Here is a 14,918-nt window from a genome sequence, read left to right as displayed (position 1 = left end):
AGCCTCTCCGATTAGTCGGCACTGTAAGGTAAAAGTGCAACTTGACGTGCACGTTTTACGGCAGTGGTAACTTTACGTTGGTGTTTAGCGCAAGCGCCGGTAACACGTCTCGGTAAAATCTTGCCGCGATCGGAAATAAAACGTTTTAACGTTTGTGTATCTTTGTAATCGATCTTTTTATCTTTATCTGCGCAATAAATGCAGACTTTTTTTCTGGAACGAAATCTTCTTTGCATATTCTCACCCCTTAACTGAAGTTAAAATGGGATATCATTGTTGTCGATGGGATAATAGCCCTCGTCGTCAGACTTCGGACCGAAGCCGCCGGCATTGGCATTGTTCCCTGCATCTGCAGATTGATAAGCCATATTGGTCGGCGGAGCGTTGAAGCCTGCGCCTCCCGGGTTTGCACCCATATTGCCGGATTCCTTAGCCGATTCGATAAAGTGAACGCGATTTACCACGACATCGGTCGTAAAGACGCGTTCGCCGTTTTTCTCATAGCTTCCGGTGCTGATTCTGCCTTCAACCGCAATGCGATTACCCTTGTGAAAGTAATTGCTCAATAATTCGGCGGTTTTGCCGAAGGCCTTAATGCCGATAAAATCGGCAGTGGGTTGACCGTTCGCTTCCGCTTCCTGTCTTTTTTCCCTACTCATGCCACGGTCTACGGCGATAGTGGCAAAAGTATTGGCCATGCCGTTTTGACTGTAGCGAAGTTCCGGATCTCGAGTCAATCTTCCATAAAGTACAACTAAATTCACGATATCACCAATCCCGTTTTTTATTCATCTACGCGAACGACCATGTGACGCATAACGGTATCCGAGATACCTGCGATACGGCTGAATTCTTTAATGGCTTCCGGCTCAGCTTCGAATTCGACGAGCGTATAGAAAGCTTCTTTATAGTCTTCGATTTCGTAAGCGAGTTTACGGGTGCCCCATTCATCTTCCGATTTAATCGTGCCGTGATCGGCGATAATCTTTTTAAGACGATCATATTGTTTCTCACGTCTTTCAGATTCAGCATCGGGATAGAACATTAAGATTACTTCGTAATTGTTCATTGTCTGTCACCTCCTTGTGGACTGACGGCTCGCAGGGCGAGCAAGGATAACTATCTGAACCATTATAAGTTCTATGAGATCCGGTGTCAAGGAAAAAGAGCGTCTTCCGTGGATTTTTAAGCAAAAGATTCGTTAAAAAAAGCCCATGTAGTATAGAGAAAAAAAGAGCTTCTTTAATTTTGTGTTCATCCCATTTTCCCTTGACTTTACGCTCGAACGAGTCCCATAATAAAGGATAGAAGCACTCGGTGCGCCCTGCGCATCGTTATTTTTTTGAAGTCACATCGTCATTTAAAGTATCAGGAAGGAGTGGTTTATGCTAAAGGGCTTTTTACTTATAGCTTCGGCGGCTCTATTGTGGGCGTTTAACGGAAATGTAGGCGGGTTTATATTTGAACATAAAAATTTCACCCCCGAAATTTTAGTTTCCGTCCGTTTAATATCCGTAGGCATCTTCATCTTCCTCCTGGATTTAAAGCGAAGCGGCCGCTATGCCTTTCGCGTCGTGAGGAAGCGGGAAAACATACCGAGCTTCCTCCTCTATGCCCTCGGTGGGCTCACCCTTATGCAGTACAGCTACTTCTGCGCCGTAGCCACCGCCAACGCCCCCACGGCCACGCTGATGGAATACGGCGGGCTCTTTCTGATCGTCGCAGTGGTGGCGATCCAGACGAAGACGCCGCCGAAATTTAAAATCTACCCCGCCCTTGCCATATGCAGTCTCGGACTGTTTTTCATGGTTACCGGAGGAGACATTCACAGTTTAAAAATCAGCAAGGAAACCCTCTTTTGGGGCGCCCTCTCCGCCGTAGCTTTTATGAACTTCAACGTAGCACCTACGGGCCTTTCAAAGACCTACCGCTCCATGGAAATTATGGGGCCGTCTATGCTCCTCGGCGGCGTGCTCCTGGCCCTGGTTACCCGGCCCGATTACTCCTCCGCCATTTGGGATCTTCAATCCATCGCCTCCGTGGCCTACTGCGTCATCGGCGGCACCCTCATTCCCTTCTGGCTTTTCCTGGAAGGCGCCCATTTGACGGGCCCCACTCTTTCCAGTGTGTTTAACCTCATGGAAGCCGTGTTCTCTACCATCGTCGCCGTCTTTATTTACGGCCTGTCCTTTACCGGCACCGACTTTTTAGGTATGGCCCTCATTCTGATTGCCGTGCTCATCATATCCTTCCCGGAAAAGAAAAAGCCGGAGAAGAAAAAACCGCTCAAAGAAAGAGTGCGAGAAAATCTGTAGCCATTCGGCTGCAGATTTTTTATTGCAAACAATTCCTTTTCTACAGTCTCCAAACCATAAATTTGAACATTTTAAAAGGAGAAGCCTTTCAGGCTCCCCCTTTAAATTAATTCTCTTTGTCTTTAAGTTTGTAATAATAAATTCCCGACGCGATGAGCAGGCCGAAACAGGCAAGCATGGATAAGTAAAAACCGATGCCGACTTTTGCAACTCCGGCGCCGAGTTGGGTGTCTAAAAGATTATTAATTTCACCTAACTGAAGGCCTGCAAAAGATTTCATTTGATACAGTTGAATGCTTTCCAACAAGCCGAAGAAGGCGCTCGCCGCACCCACGGCGAGCATGGCCATCTTTTCGTCCAGTCTCCAGAATAAAACCGCGAGAACTCCCAAAAAGACTAGTAAAATGCCGTCCAACCAAAAAGTACCGGCGCCAATAATTTCTGCCGAAACCTTCAAATAATTAAAGTTCATGGTTCGACCGAAAGCTTCAAATGATATAAAGGGCAAAAAGGGAGCGATTACGGCGACGACGGCGGAAATAATATAGGCCGTTTTCGAATACTCGATTGTTTTCTCGTCGTCCATAGAATCGGCAAAATTCTTTACCTTCGCATTGCCGCTTTTTGCGAGAGCATCTACTTTCTTCCCCACCTGCTGGCCCATGTCCTCAAAGCGGATCTCTTTTTTCGTTCCCCTGCCTTTCTCCGAGGGATCTCGAAGAGAATGCCCGCAGACGCCACAGAACATGGCTTCCTCGTTATTTTCCTCCCCACATTCGGGGCAGACATTGAGCGGCGCCTCTTCCACCCGCCGGTCTACCTTCTCTGAAAAAGAATAGCCGCAGCCCGAACAGAACAAAGCCCCTTCGGCATTTTCCTTTCCGCAACCGGGACATATTTTGGTCGCCGCTTCTTCGACTTCGGGAACTTCCTTCTCGACGAGAGAACCTCCGCAATAAATACAGAACATTGCAGTTTCCTCGTTCTCCTTCCCGCAAATGGGACAGGGCTTCATCGGTTCTGTCTTCAACGGGGTCGGCTCCGAAAAAGAACCGCCGCAGTGGATGCAAAAAGAAGCATCCCCTTCATTTTCCTTTCCGCAATGGGGACATACTACCGATTCTAAACCTTTTGATTTCATAGTTTCCTCCATCTTCCTTTTCTTCCTCCACACTACCCGACGTCATTGGAAACATAAAAGCTTTTCACTTTAATCTTTATATTAATTCGAGTATATCAAAGCCCCTTTTCTTTCACAAGATGGAAACTCGAGGCGCAAGCTCTACATCAAAAAGTCCGCAAAAAAAATGTACCGCCCCTGCCATAGCGGCTTGGGATCGGTACATTTTCTTATTTTAATCTTCCTTTTTCTTCCGTTGAAGAACGAATAGTCCGGCTGCTGCACTGCTCATAAGAGCAAATGCGCCGCTCACACCGTCTACGCCCGTTTGCGGACTGCCCGGCTTCTTAGGCGGTGTCTTCGGAATCTTCGGTGGAATGACCGGTGGTGTTTCCGGCGGTACTTCCGGTGTTTCCGGGGGTTCTTCCGGTGTTTCAGGAGGTACTTCCGGCGGTTCTTCCGGTGGTACTTCCTTGTTTGTAATCGTAAAGCCCGATACCATGTCACCGGTATAGATTACGTCGTACTTCTTATCGTCGAGCTCGATGGAACCGTTATGTTCCCCAACTTCTCGAACCGTATAGAGATATTCTCTCGTCGGATCGGACTTATCGGCGATTTTCAGATCTCTGAATTCGCCGGTCCAATTATTGGCCGCACTCAGTTCCATCCGTCTGCCGGTTGGCTTTCCGTCGCGATAAAGTTCTACAATCACCTTATCCGCCGGCTTGCTCCCATCTTCCAAAGCCCACTGCTTCTTCACGATGATGATGCGCGTATTCGGTCCGGGAGGTGTTTCGGGAGGAATATAGGTATTGGCGACATTGACTGCCAATATTTCCGTTAAGCTGATACCTTTCGCATAGCGGATAATATAACGGCCATCTTTTTGTTTTTCGACCTTGATAAAGGTGTTAATGTTCTTTTGATTGAACTCTTTTTCTTTATCTTTTTCCGAAAGTTCAAAGACTTCGTAGCGATAATTTCCCTTTGCTAAAACCCTCTTAAGTTCGGGCGTCATATAGTCGAGGGTAATCTCCTTGCCGTCTTTGTCCTTACCGGTAATTTTAAGGCCTGTTTTTTCTATATCAACTTTTCCGGCAAAGCCCGGAACGTCCACTTCAGCAATGGAATAACCATGCTTACGAAGGGTTCCCTTTAAGTTTTCAAGAGTCTTTTGCCAATTGTCTTCCTTGGTGAGTTTGATCTCTTGAACTTTGCCATTTTCATCCCTTACGAGAACTGTAATTTCGTCGGGAACTTGGTCCTCTCCGTCAATCCATTTCTTTAGAATTTCGATATTATGAGTGGGACCGTAATGGTTATCCACTTTGACTTGCCACTCTTCTTTAACTTTTAAAGGAGAGATAGAGTTTATCTTATCATGGGAATCATATATAGGATTTGCCTCTAGTTTCTCAGCTCGGAACAAATCCGCATAAGGTACACCATTGATGACCAGGCGCGGAAGGTATAGGGCATAGGCTCCATCTTCATCTTTTTTAAGATAGAAATTATATTCATAGAGCCCCGGTTCGTTGCTGATCACGTCGTAGTATTTTACCGGAATACCTTGGCCGTAAGTTTCCACTTCCAGCTCTTTGAAGACAACATTATCTTTAAGATAGTAATAAGTGAAGTCGTAATCAGGCATGTAATCAACGGTAAAAGTAAATTCCTTCGTATCCACTTTTTCACCATCAAGGTATAAATTCATTTTGATACCCTTCATGGTTCCATCTTCATTTTTATAGTTATAGCCCTTAAAGTGTCCCGATGTAGAGGTAAGATAATTCTCTGGCTGACCTTCTTCATGGTAGTTATCGGCATAGCCAATACGAATTACAAACTTCTCTTTTTTATTGATAAACTCCGGTGCAAAAATATCGGAATCTTCTTCGAGAGTATATTTTCCGGCAGCTAAGGCTTTCGGGTCGAGCTTATCAAAGCTACCCTTCCATTCGTCTTCAGCCTTCAAGGTAAGCTTTCTGTAAATCGGCTTGCCTTTTTCATCATAACCGTCTACTATTCGTTTTCCGTCTAAGAGCAAGTAGAAGTCCATAGATTTAGCTTGGTCTTTCTCTTTAATATTCTTCCAAGATTTTTCTACATCTAATTTGCCCCAAGGCGAGTTCGTCAGTGTAAAACTATGAGTTTCATTACCCTTGATAACATATTCTTGAGTTTCTTCAACTTGTTGAGCGGAAAAACCTACATCATCATAGTAATCGTTAAGCCACAAATAGGGAATTTCGACGGTTAATGTGCCATCTTTATTTTCAGTTAATACAATGGCATAGCCCCGATCTTTATTGTGATAGCCTTCGACATCATCCCATCCCTCATATTCTGTAAACTTACGGTAAGCTCCGTAATATTTATATTCCGAAACCTTCTTCAAAAGAAGCGGGTGGGCAATCGTAGCTTTTCCAAAACCTTTACCGATGCCATTTTCATCTTTTTCTTCATGGATAGTCGTTTGACCGATGCGAGTAAGAGTTTGTTTTTCAGAATCGTAAAGGTAGAAGTATAAGTCTTTATCTTTCCGATCAGAGTCCTTATCATATTTATCATTGTATTCTCTGGTTATTTCAAGGACGCCGGCTTTCTCCGTCTTATCTTCTGTCGGCTTCTCTTCATCATATTCCACAAAGTATCTGTCACCTTGTTCTATAACCAAATACTTATAGCCTTTTTGGGCTAATTCTTCAGCAGTAAAAGGTAAGCCTTTATCCATTTGGTAAGCATCGTCAGGTAGACCGATGTCGGAGAAATCTTTAATTTTAAGCTTCTTCAGAATCTCCTCTTTGTTGGCACCGTTAAAATAGTTGGTGTCGAATCGACTGTGCCAATTGTTGTCTTCACCCAGGGTAATCTCACCATATTTAAAAAGGGAGTTATCCTTGCCGTAATTGGCCTTGACGTACTTCTCATCTTTATTTAGAGGTACGATAAAAAGATCGGCCTTGATATTCCTTGGAATTGTGTGTTTCTCGATCCTATCGTCCCACTTTTTGTTGACCTCGATGCCATACTCGCCTTCGTCTTTCGGAGTCGTTATATTGGCATTGGAGCCTACGCCGCCACCATTATTGGCTTGGTTGCCTAAAACAAAAGTTTGGGAATTTTTCCAGGCTTCTTTGATCAGTGCCTCACTGTAAATGGACTTTAAGTGAGTATATAGAGCATGATATGAAAGTCGTTCCGGAATTTCCACACCCTTTTCTTTATTCGGGCCGTCTTCCAGAAACTTGATGATATTTTTGTCTTTGGTTACCGGTGAAATATGAGAATAGAATTCATCTTTAATATTTACTCCATTTAAGCTGAAATACCAAGTCTTTTCAGAGAATGTAATATCTTTTCCATAACTACCGGAGTCATTGTTGTACACGTAGACACTATGGCCGTCGCCGATGTGGACGAAGCCCGTAGGGCAATTCCAAAGGCCACCGCCATTACTTCCGCCAATAATACTACCTGTGTATCCGCCATACGCACGGTTTTCAGTAATTAGAATGTTCTCCAGTTTTTGGGTAATGGGCGGGAAGGAGGCATAAACGCCGCCACCAAACATTCCTGCTATATTATCCAGGATCATTGTCCTACCAAAATTGACGTCATTTGAGTCGACATAGATGCCGCCGCCTGAAGTCATGGCCCTGTTTTTATAAATCAAACCGCCGTCGATAAAAGCTTCGGCCTTATTCTCTTTTATGAAATTTTCGTAATTGGTGTTTACGGTTGCTTTTTCCCTACCTAAGATATTGCTCGGGCTGCCGATGTATTGGGAAGAAATCGCAACCCCGCCGCCGGTTGTGAAAGATTTGTTTCCGGCGATGATGCCGTCAGTGATGGTAATTTTTGATTTTGGAAAACCATTGAGCCCTCCGCCCATTTGATAGCGGGTAGCTGATAGATTGTTAGCGATAATCCCGCCATTCATCGTAACTTCCGCAGGATCTTCTTTAGATCCAAAAAGGTCTCCGGCAAATACACCGCCTGTGAGACCGCCGTGATTGTTGTCGATCAATCCATTTTTCATGGTAAAGGTTCCGCCCGGGCGAACATAGACAGCGCCTGCCGCTGTTGGGCGAGTGTAATCTTGATCGATCTGTTCGAAGGAAGTATTTTTAGAAATTCTTCCCCCTTCCATGGTAAACTTTCCGCCCTTATTGACGCGGATAGGACCGGTGTAGCCGTGCTTATTATATGAATTCATAATGACGGCGTTTTTCATTTCCAGCTCGCCATTGACATCGATGACGGATCCTTTATCATCAAAAGCTGTACGTGCATAATCTCCATTTCCGTCGATGTAGACGGCGGAATCTTCCGTACCTAGAGTCAGTTTACCTAATACTTTGAACAGAGTATCTTTTATGAAATTCTCTGCTCTTTTTATAATTATGTTTCCGCTATCTTCAGAAGGCAGCGGATTTTTCTCTAAATCAGCTTTCTCTAAAGCTTCTTCCCCGCGTTTTCTGCCTTCTTCGATAATCTCCCGTTGCGTCTTCTCCCCTTGGTCGGCGTAATCCGCCGGCCGTTCAATAGGCACCCAAGGATCTTCTTTCCGCGTATTATTAGCGGTTAAGGTAATGTCTTGGTCTTTTCCGATGGTTAAAGCTTCTGTTAAAGTGAAGCTTTTCATAATTTTAATGGTAGTCTTCGTACTGCCGGCATCGGCAATAGCTTTCTTCAAACCATCAAAATCTTCTACTTCGACGATTTTTTCAGAAGTTTCAGCCCCTGCCCCAAAAGCCATAGGCTCTTTAGCCAGTGCGTCGACTTCCAAGACTTCGCCTTGTTTTAAAATCTCAGGCTCCTCAGCTTCTTCCTTCGCCGGTTCTGCGTTCGAGGCTTCCTCTTCTTTAAGTACTTCTTCATCGGTTGCTTGTTCCGATTCTGCCGTTTTTTTCGCTTCCTCAGCAGGTTCCGATTGTACTTCCTCAGGGGATACACCGTCGATTTCCGGCAGCGTCTCATCCTCGGGAAGTGCTTCGGTATCTGCTATGGATTCTTCTTCGGCTCTCGCCTGCTTCTTCTCTTCTGTTCGTTGAGCAACATCTTTTTCAGGGATGCTCTCCTTCGGCGTTTCGCTGACTATTTTTTCAGCTTCCGCCGTGCTTTCCGATTCCGCCCGTATAAGGGACGGAAATTGGAACGCCAGGAGCACGCTCATAAACAAGATCAGAAGCAAATAGTTCTTTTTATGAACTTGTAATGCTTTCATCCATAACCTCCCGTCTGTTTTATTTAGTAATAGGCTAAATTCTACACTATGATTGAATAATATCACATCACTATAACCGTTTCCATAGGCTCCGAGGTTTTTATGAAAAGTTTTCATGTAAAGTAAGTAACTTCTACTTTAAGATAATAATGTCTGCTATTATAAGATTTTATTTTTACACTACTCATCTAAAGTATGATTCTGTTTCTTTTACATAAAGACCTGATTAAATATCCCCTGTTTCAGTCTTTCAACCAAATAATAAGAGCCTGCCGTAATATTGCTATAGGGGTAATCTTTTCTGGTCATGGAAAACTCATTTCTCTATATAAAAATATCCATTGAGGAATTGTTCCCCAATGGATAGTGTCATTTTTTGTTTACCAGCCGCCGCTGGCGCCCCCTCCGCCGGAAGAACCGCCTCCGCCGAAGTTTCCTCCGCCTCCGAAGGATCCGCCGCTTCCTCCTCCGAAGCCGCCGCCGAATCCTCCGCCCGGGAAGTAAAAGGGTCCCGGTCCGCGGTAATAGCGTCTACGCCCGCGTCTTCCTCCTCCGCCACCAAAGAAAAGATTGATGATGATAATAAGGAGAATGACGCGTACCATAAGGCCGATAATATCTATTTCGCCTTCATCCGATGCCGGTGGAGGTCCAGACTCCGGATCCGGCAAATTTTCCGTGCCGTCGATGGCGATGTCGTATTCCTCGCCGATCAGGTCTAAAATCCGGCTGAATGCCTTTAGAATGCCTTCTTCGTAGGCTTCCTCCCTAAAGTAGGGGGTAAGGTCGTTTAAGATCTGATTGGCCTTCATATCGGGTATGGCACCTTCCAGACCGTAGCCCACCTCGATTCTGAATTTCCTGTCTACCATGGAAATCAAAAGCAAAACTCCGTTGTCTTTTTCCTTGTCTCCGATTTTCCATTTTTCAAACAGTTCGGTCGCCGTCGTGTTAATGTCCTCCCCCTCGGGCAATCGCTCCAAAACGGCGATCACGACTTGTGCGCCGGTTTGCTCGTAAAGGGATTCGTTGGTGGCGACGATTTTCGATTTCGCCTCTTCCGATAATATATTGACTTCGTCGTAAACATAAAAGTCTCTCGTCGCCTCCGGCAGTGCGTCGGCAAATACCGGAGTTGCACATAATAAGACCAGAAGAAAGATGATGAGACTCTTTTTCTTCATAAGCTATTCCTAGAATTTAACGGTAGGCGCTTTGTCCGCCCCTTCTGCTAATTGGAAGTATTCTCTCGGCCCGAAGCCTAACATTTTCGCCACAATATTGGTGGGGAAGCGCTTCACCGATTTGTTAAAGCTGCCCACTTGTTCGTTGTAGCGCTTGCGTTCGACGGCGATGCGGTTTTCCGTGCCGGCCAGTTCCGCTTGCAGGTTTTGGAAGCTTTCGTTAGCCTTAAGATCGGGATAGGCTTCCGCCACTACATTGATATTTCGAATGGCTTCATTCATTTGCTCATTGGCCTCCGCATATTCTCCGGGGGTCTTAGCCGATTGTACGGCGCTGCGCGCTTCGGTTACTTTCGTAAACACTTCTTCTTCGTGCTTTGCGTATCCTTTTACGGTTTCTACCAGATTCGGGATTAAGTCGGCTCGGCGCTGCATGGTGTTTTCAACCTGAGCCCACGCCTGGTTTACATCTTCATCCTGCACTTGTAATTTGTTGTAAGTGGATCCGAAGAGTCCGACCACCGCCAGGACGATTAGTATAATGGGTAAGAACTTTTTCATAGATTCTCCTTTGCGTTAATATGCGTTATTTTAAGCGTTTCCATGGAGGCATCCAACATGGCCTCGATATCTAAATTGGCTTCCGAGCGTTCCATGTCCTCTACTGTCGGACGAAGACTGGGGTGTTTCGGTAAAAAGACGGTGCAACAATCTTCAAAGGGCTGTATGGATGTTTCGTATGTTTCGATTCTCTCCGCCCAACGAATAATATCCACTTTGTCCATGCCGATAAGGGGTCTGAAGATAATGGGCTCCGCCACATCGTTCATCACCGTCAAACCGTCGATGGTTTGGCTCGCCACTTGACCCAGGTTTTCTCCCGTTACCACGGACTTATAGCCGTATTTGTCCGCCAAGCGATTGGCGATCCGCATCATAAAGCGGCGGGATAAGACCGTCATCTCTTCCGGCGGGCAGTTTTTGTTGAGCTCTTTTTGTATGGGCAGAAGGTTTACGCTGTAAACCGTCATCTTCGTCACGTAACGGGCCAGAATCTTGGCCAGTTCCATCACTTTCTCCTCGGCTCTCGGGGAGGTAAAGGGATAGGAATGGAAGTGGAGGGCGTCGATTTGAACCCCTCGCTTCGCCATTAAAAAGCCCGCCACCGGCGAATCGATGCCGCCGCTTAAGAGCAGAAGTCCTTTTCCGTTCGTGCCCAAGGGAAGTCCGCCGTAGGTCTTGATCTTGTGGTGGTAGATGTAAATTTCATTTTTAATGTCCACGTAGAGATAGAAATCCGGATCGTGAACGTCTACAGAAAGTTTGTCGTCGTAGCGATCTAGAATCGTGCCGCCGAGATCCATATTTACTTCCATGGAATCTTTAAAGAAATCTTTGTCGCTTCTCTTGGTTACGACCTTAAATGTGGAATAGTTCGGATTTTCTTTTAAAATGTCGCCTACGTATTCCACGGCACGCTCTTTTAAGAGTTCCCAGTCTTTTTCAAAACACCAGCTCGGGGAAATATAGACGATACCGAAGACGAACTGCAGACGTTTAATGGCTGCTTCTTCCACTTCGGGATCGATTTCCACCTGAATCTTCCCCATTTCGGGGATAATGTTTTTATACCCGATATCACTTAAGATACTCTCGATGTTTTGCACGATACGCCGTATAAAATAGCGACGATTAGCGCCTTTTAATACGACCTCTCCCAAGCTCAAACTTAAAACTCTCTTCATGCTACCTCCTCATAATATCGCGCACGTCGGCGACGGCAGTTTTCAGTTCTTTGATAAATTCTTCCAGCTCCTCCATGGTCGTGTCTCGACTCATGCAAATACGAATGGTGCCCTGTGCCAGGGATTCTTTTAAACCGAGGGCTGTGAGAATGGGATTTTTTCCCGTACGATGGCTGGAGCAAGCGCTGGATGTGGAAATATAGATCTCTTTTTCCTCAAGCATATGCAGAAGTACCTCGCCCCGCGTGTCGTCGATGCTCACATTTAAAATGTAAGGGCTTGCAGGGTCAGCGGAATTGACGACCACATCTCCCAGAGATTCAATTCCTTCTTTCAAGAAGTTCCGGCGCTCCTTTGCCTCTTCCCAGCGAAGTCCCTCTTCCTTTAATGATTCAAAGGCCGCGCCCAGGCCGTAAATCCCCGGAATATTTTCCGTGCCGCTGCGAATGCCCATTTCCTGGCCTCCGCCGTAAAGATAGGGCGTCATAGATTTTTTTACGAGAAGGCCGCCGATCCCCTTGGGTCCGTGAAATTTGTGGCCGCTGAAGGAGTAACTGTCGCAGCCGATTTTATCGAAGTCTACGTCCAGTTTCCCTACGGCTTGAACGCCGTCGATGTGCACTTTGAGCCGCGGAAACTTTTCTTTTATTTCCGGCACCCATTCCTCGACGGGATTAATGGTGCCCAGTTCATTGTTTACGTGAAATAGGGAAAGGAGCATGGTATTTTCGTCCACCGCTTCCATTAAGCTCTCTTTCGATACGTGGCCGGTGGAATCAATGGGGACGTAACGCACCTCCACATCCTGAGCCTTTAAAACATTTAATATGGAGGGGTGTTCGATATTCGTCGTCACTACATTATTTCCGAAGCGTTTCCCTTCCGAGATGGCGCTGTTAATGGCCGTATTATTGGATTCGGTGGCACCCGATGTAAAATAAAGTTCGCCGCTACAGTGGAAGTACTCTTTAATGCTTCTGCGAATCTCTTCTTTTTTCTTCTCCACCTCTACTGCCGCCGTGTGCAAACTCGACGGATTGTAAAAATCATTTTCGAGCGCTTCTACCATCGCCTGAACGACGCTATCCTTCGGCTTCGTCGTGGCGCAATTATCTAAATAGATCATAAAATCCCCTCCCTTTTCCTATGATATACTACTCTAAGGAGGATACCATGGTCAATTACTTACAACTTTACTGTACACATTACGGCCCGGGCGCGCGTCCTTTTGCCTATGTGTTTTTATACAATGGTGAACTATTTTCGGATTTTGAACGGGATGATGCCACTTACGATTGGATCGCACCTCTCGATCGTCTCTTAAAAGATATGCCCGAAAATGCTACGCTCTACACCTTTAACAGCGCTTTTGAACAAAAAAAAGTATCGCCTCTTTTATCGAAGGAGGCTATTTTGAAGCTTTCACGTGGAGTGGATCTTTACAAAGAAATAAAATCCCGCACTACCCTCGTGCCCTTGCCGAGCTATTCCATGGAAAGTTTGTCCCGTAGCGAGGTAATCCTCGGCCCCGATCTTCGAGCCATTCTCAAGGAAGGCCGCGAGGAAGAGCTCAGAGCAGTCATGGAGAAAAATATCAGGGCCATGGAGCGTATCGGCAAGATATATGAGGATCTCGTGGCCGAGCAAAGCTGTGGCGGATTGCGGATCGACTCCATTCTCCCATCGCCCTTTACTGTTATAGGGTCTACGACAGATTACCTTCCTCGCTACATTCAGCGAGGAGATCTCCTCTATGAAGAAAGAGACGGACGTTTTCGAATGGAAATCGGGGCTAAGTGGCTTCCCTATGATGCGAAAACACAGGCCCTTGTGGTCGAAATCGACGCTCCCGTCGTCTCGAAGGTGGATTCGCCTCCGGGTTATCTTATTTTCGCCTTAGACGAGGAGGTTTTTTATTCTACGATCCTCGAGTTTATTCGCTATCTTCGCGAAGAAGATGCCTAGTCTAATCAACTATATTTTCATACGAAAAAAGGTCGAGTTTTACTCGACCTTTTTTGGCAGGAGTAGTAGGATTTGAACCCACGGCATTTGGTTTTGGAGACCAACGTTCTACCACTGAACTATACTCCTATAATAATAAGTAAATATTACCAGATTATCGATCTTTTCGCAACCGATCGGCAAGAAAAGCTTCTTCTGATATAAAAAAACTGCAGCTTCTCTGCTACAGTTCCGGGTTACTCAATTGGTGCCCAGAGCCGGAATCGAACCAGCGACACGCAGATTTTCAGTCTGCTGCTCTACCGACTGAGCTATCTGGGCGAATTTGGTGGGCCCTCAGGGACTCGAACCCTGGACCTACCGGTTATGAGCCGGGAGCTCTAACCAACTGAGCTAAAGGCCCTCGTTATGGCGGAGAAGGAGGGATTTGAACCCTCGCGCCCCGTGAAGGACCTACTCCCTTAGCAGGGGAGCCTCTTCAGCCACTTGAGTACTTCTCCAATATGGCGGAGAGGGTGGGATTCGAACCCACGTGGGCGTGAACCCTAACGGTTTTCAAGACCGCCTCGTTATGACCGCTTCGATACCTCTCCTATTTTATGGTGATCCATCCGGGACTCGAACCCGGGACACCCTGATTAAAAGTCAGGTGCTCTACCGACTGAGCTAATGAATCATAATGGCTGGGGCGACAGGACTCGAACCTGTGGAATGCCAGAGTCAAAGTCTGGTGCCTTACCGACTTGGCTACGCCCCAATATAAATTTGATGGCGCACCTAGGAGGATTCGAACCCCCGACACACGGATTAGAAGTCCGTTGCTCTATCCTACTGAGCTATAGGTGCTCATGGAGCGGGTGAAGGGAATCGAACCCTCGCAACCAGCTTGGAAGGCTGGGGCTCTACCACTGAGCTACACCCGCAGTTGAATATCGAATTAAGTCTCCCGGTACACGATGATGAAAATGGTGGAGGAGAGTGGATTCGAACCACTGAAAGCTGAGCTAACGGATTTACAGTCCGTCCCCTTTGGCCAACTCGGGAACTCCTCCAAAAAGTGCTTTCGCACTGGAGCTGGTGGGAGGACTTGAACCCCTAACCTACTGATTACAAATCAGTTGCTCTACCAATTGAGCTACACCAGCGTGAAATGACAATGCGAACATTGTCATAATGGTTGGCGACCTGGATCGGGCTCGAACCGACGACCTCCAGCGTGACAGGCTGGCATTCTAACCAACTGAACTACCAGGCCATATGGTGGGCGCAATAGGGCTCGAACCTATGACCCCCTGCTTGTAAGGCAGATGCTCTCCCAACTGAGCTATGCGCCCATATAATGGTGACCCCGCCGGG

The 14,918-nt window shown here is 46.3% G+C and carries 11 protein-coding genes and 13 tRNA genes; 2 read left to right on the top strand and 22 right to left on the bottom strand.

The features are described from left to right. Positions 1-11 precede the first annotated feature (11 nt). The 3 genes from rpsR to rpsF are packed head-to-tail and all read right to left on the bottom strand — an operon-like array spanning position 12 to position 1,069. A complete protein-coding gene (gene rpsR / locus PEPTYR26121_RS06270) occupies positions 12-236 on the bottom strand; it encodes a 30S ribosomal protein S18 (RefSeq protein WP_180500325.1) in 225 nt (74 codons plus the stop codon). Positions 237-257: 21 nt separating this feature from the next. After that, on the bottom strand, positions 258-764 hold the full coding sequence (locus PEPTYR26121_RS06265) for a single-stranded DNA-binding protein (protein ID WP_180500323.1): 507 nt from the start codon (positions 762-764) through the stop codon (positions 258-260). Positions 765-784: 20 nt separating this feature from the next. Further along, positions 785-1,069, bottom strand: coding sequence for a 30S ribosomal protein S6 (gene rpsF, locus PEPTYR26121_RS06260; RefSeq protein WP_180500322.1), 285 nt, complete (start codon positions 1,067-1,069; stop codon positions 785-787). Between the two features lie 316 nt (positions 1,070-1,385). Between rpsF and PEPTYR26121_RS06255 the strand changes: the two genes are divergently transcribed. After that, a complete protein-coding gene (locus PEPTYR26121_RS06255) occupies positions 1,386-2,315 on the top strand; it encodes a DMT family transporter (protein WP_180500320.1) in 930 nt (309 codons plus the stop codon). 106 nt (positions 2,316-2,421) lie between these two features. On the opposite strand, the gene PEPTYR26121_RS06250 is transcribed toward PEPTYR26121_RS06255, so the two are convergent. From PEPTYR26121_RS06250 to PEPTYR26121_RS06225, 6 genes are all read right to left on the bottom strand, one after another. Then, positions 2,422-3,456 carry a zinc ribbon domain-containing protein gene (locus PEPTYR26121_RS06250; RefSeq protein WP_180500318.1) on the bottom strand — a complete coding sequence of 345 codons (1,035 nt, stop codon included), beginning with the start codon at positions 3,454-3,456 and terminating at the stop codon, positions 2,422-2,424. 214 nt (positions 3,457-3,670) lie between these two features. Then, positions 3,671-8,668 (bottom strand): Cna B-type domain-containing protein, encoded by a 4,998-nt coding sequence (locus PEPTYR26121_RS06245; RefSeq protein WP_180500316.1) that lies wholly within the window; start codon positions 8,666-8,668, stop codon positions 3,671-3,673. A gap of 380 nt (positions 8,669-9,048) precedes the next feature. Continuing rightward, positions 9,049-9,852: a TPM domain-containing protein gene (locus PEPTYR26121_RS06240; protein WP_180500314.1), complete on the bottom strand. Its 804-nt coding sequence runs from the start codon at positions 9,850-9,852 to the stop codon at positions 9,049-9,051. A gap of 9 nt (positions 9,853-9,861) precedes the next feature. Then, a complete protein-coding gene (locus PEPTYR26121_RS06235) occupies positions 9,862-10,413 on the bottom strand; it encodes a LemA family protein (RefSeq protein ID WP_180500312.1) in 552 nt (183 codons plus the stop codon). Continuing rightward, positions 10,410-11,597: a tRNA uracil 4-sulfurtransferase ThiI gene (thiI, locus tag PEPTYR26121_RS06230; protein ID WP_180500310.1), complete on the bottom strand. Its 1,188-nt coding sequence runs from the start codon at positions 11,595-11,597 to the stop codon at positions 10,410-10,412. Before thiI ends, PEPTYR26121_RS06235 begins: the two co-directional genes overlap by 4 nt. Before the next feature lies 1 nt (position 11,598). Further along, positions 11,599-12,723, bottom strand: a complete 1,125-nt coding sequence (locus tag PEPTYR26121_RS06225; protein ID WP_180500308.1) for a cysteine desulfurase family protein — start codon at positions 12,721-12,723, stop codon at positions 11,599-11,601. Positions 12,724-12,770: 47 nt separating this feature from the next. Between PEPTYR26121_RS06225 and PEPTYR26121_RS06220 the strand changes: the two genes are divergently transcribed. Further along, on the top strand, positions 12,771-13,562 hold the full coding sequence (locus tag PEPTYR26121_RS06220; RefSeq protein WP_180500307.1) for a hypothetical protein: 792 nt from the start codon (positions 12,771-12,773) through the stop codon (positions 13,560-13,562). A 54-nt stretch (positions 13,563-13,616) separates the two neighbouring features. Here PEPTYR26121_RS06220 and PEPTYR26121_RS06215 read toward each other — a convergent pair. The 13 genes from PEPTYR26121_RS06215 to PEPTYR26121_RS06155 form a co-directional block, all read right to left on the bottom strand. Then, positions 13,617-13,691: transfer RNA gene (locus tag PEPTYR26121_RS06215), tRNA-Trp, on the bottom strand. Positions 13,692-13,807: 116 nt separating this feature from the next. Further along, a tRNA-Phe gene (locus PEPTYR26121_RS06210) sits at positions 13,808-13,883 on the bottom strand. Between the two features lie 5 nt (positions 13,884-13,888). Continuing rightward, positions 13,889-13,965 (bottom strand) — tRNA-Ile (locus PEPTYR26121_RS06205). Positions 13,966-13,971: 6 nt separating this feature from the next. Further along, positions 13,972-14,062, bottom strand: a tRNA-Ser gene (locus tag PEPTYR26121_RS06200). 4 nt (positions 14,063-14,066) lie between these two features. Then, positions 14,067-14,155 (bottom strand) — tRNA-Ser (locus PEPTYR26121_RS06195). 7 nt (positions 14,156-14,162) lie between these two features. Then, positions 14,163-14,238 (bottom strand) — tRNA-Lys (locus PEPTYR26121_RS06190). 4 nt (positions 14,239-14,242) lie between these two features. Then, positions 14,243-14,319, bottom strand: a tRNA-Gln gene (locus PEPTYR26121_RS06185). Positions 14,320-14,331: 12 nt separating this feature from the next. Beyond that, positions 14,332-14,408 (bottom strand) — tRNA-Arg (locus tag PEPTYR26121_RS06180). A gap of 3 nt (positions 14,409-14,411) precedes the next feature. After that, positions 14,412-14,485, bottom strand: a tRNA-Gly gene (locus PEPTYR26121_RS06175). Between the two features lie 43 nt (positions 14,486-14,528). Next, a tRNA-Tyr gene (locus tag PEPTYR26121_RS06170) sits at positions 14,529-14,614 on the bottom strand. Between the two features lie 17 nt (positions 14,615-14,631). Continuing rightward, positions 14,632-14,707: transfer RNA gene (locus tag PEPTYR26121_RS06165), tRNA-Thr, on the bottom strand. Positions 14,708-14,740: 33 nt separating this feature from the next. After that, a tRNA-Asp gene (locus PEPTYR26121_RS06160) sits at positions 14,741-14,817 on the bottom strand. Between the two features lie 3 nt (positions 14,818-14,820). Next, positions 14,821-14,896: transfer RNA gene (locus tag PEPTYR26121_RS06155), tRNA-Val, on the bottom strand. Positions 14,897-14,918: the final 22 nt, after the last annotated feature.

The organism is Aedoeadaptatus nemausensis (assembly GCF_903819165.1).
Taxonomy (GTDB): Bacteria; Bacillota; Clostridia; order Tissierellales; family Peptoniphilaceae; genus Aedoeadaptatus; species Aedoeadaptatus nemausensis.
This window is presented reverse-complemented; position numbering and strand designations above follow the sequence as displayed.

Bases quoted from the DNA above. Each gene is read 5' to 3' on its own strand.
- rpsR (WP_180500325.1), bottom strand. From the start codon at position 236: ATGCAAAGAAGATTTCGTTCCAGAAAAAAAGTCTGCATTTATTGCGCA.
- rpsF (WP_180500322.1), bottom strand. From the start codon at position 1,069: ATGAACAATTACGAAGTAATCTTAATGTTCTATCCCGATGCTGAATCT.
- PEPTYR26121_RS06255 (WP_180500320.1), top strand. From the start codon at position 1,386: ATGCTAAAGGGCTTTTTACTTATAGCTTCGGCGGCTCTATTGTGGGCG.
- PEPTYR26121_RS06250 (WP_180500318.1), bottom strand. From the start codon at position 3,456: ATGAAATCAAAAGGTTTAGAATCGGTAGTATGTCCCCATTGCGGAAAG.
- PEPTYR26121_RS06245 (WP_180500316.1), bottom strand. From the start codon at position 8,668: ATGAAAGCATTACAAGTTCATAAAAAGAACTATTTGCTTCTGATCTTG.
- PEPTYR26121_RS06240 (WP_180500314.1), bottom strand. From the start codon at position 9,852: ATGAAGAAAAAGAGTCTCATCATCTTTCTTCTGGTCTTATTATGTGCA.
- PEPTYR26121_RS06235 (WP_180500312.1), bottom strand. From the start codon at position 10,413: ATGAAAAAGTTCTTACCCATTATACTAATCGTCCTGGCGGTGGTCGGA.
- thiI (WP_180500310.1), bottom strand. From the start codon at position 11,597: ATGAAGAGAGTTTTAAGTTTGAGCTTGGGAGAGGTCGTATTAAAAGGC.
- PEPTYR26121_RS06225 (WP_180500308.1), bottom strand. From the start codon at position 12,723: ATGATCTATTTAGATAATTGCGCCACGACGAAGCCGAAGGATAGCGTC.
- PEPTYR26121_RS06220 (WP_180500307.1), top strand. From the start codon at position 12,771: ATGGTCAATTACTTACAACTTTACTGTACACATTACGGCCCGGGCGCG.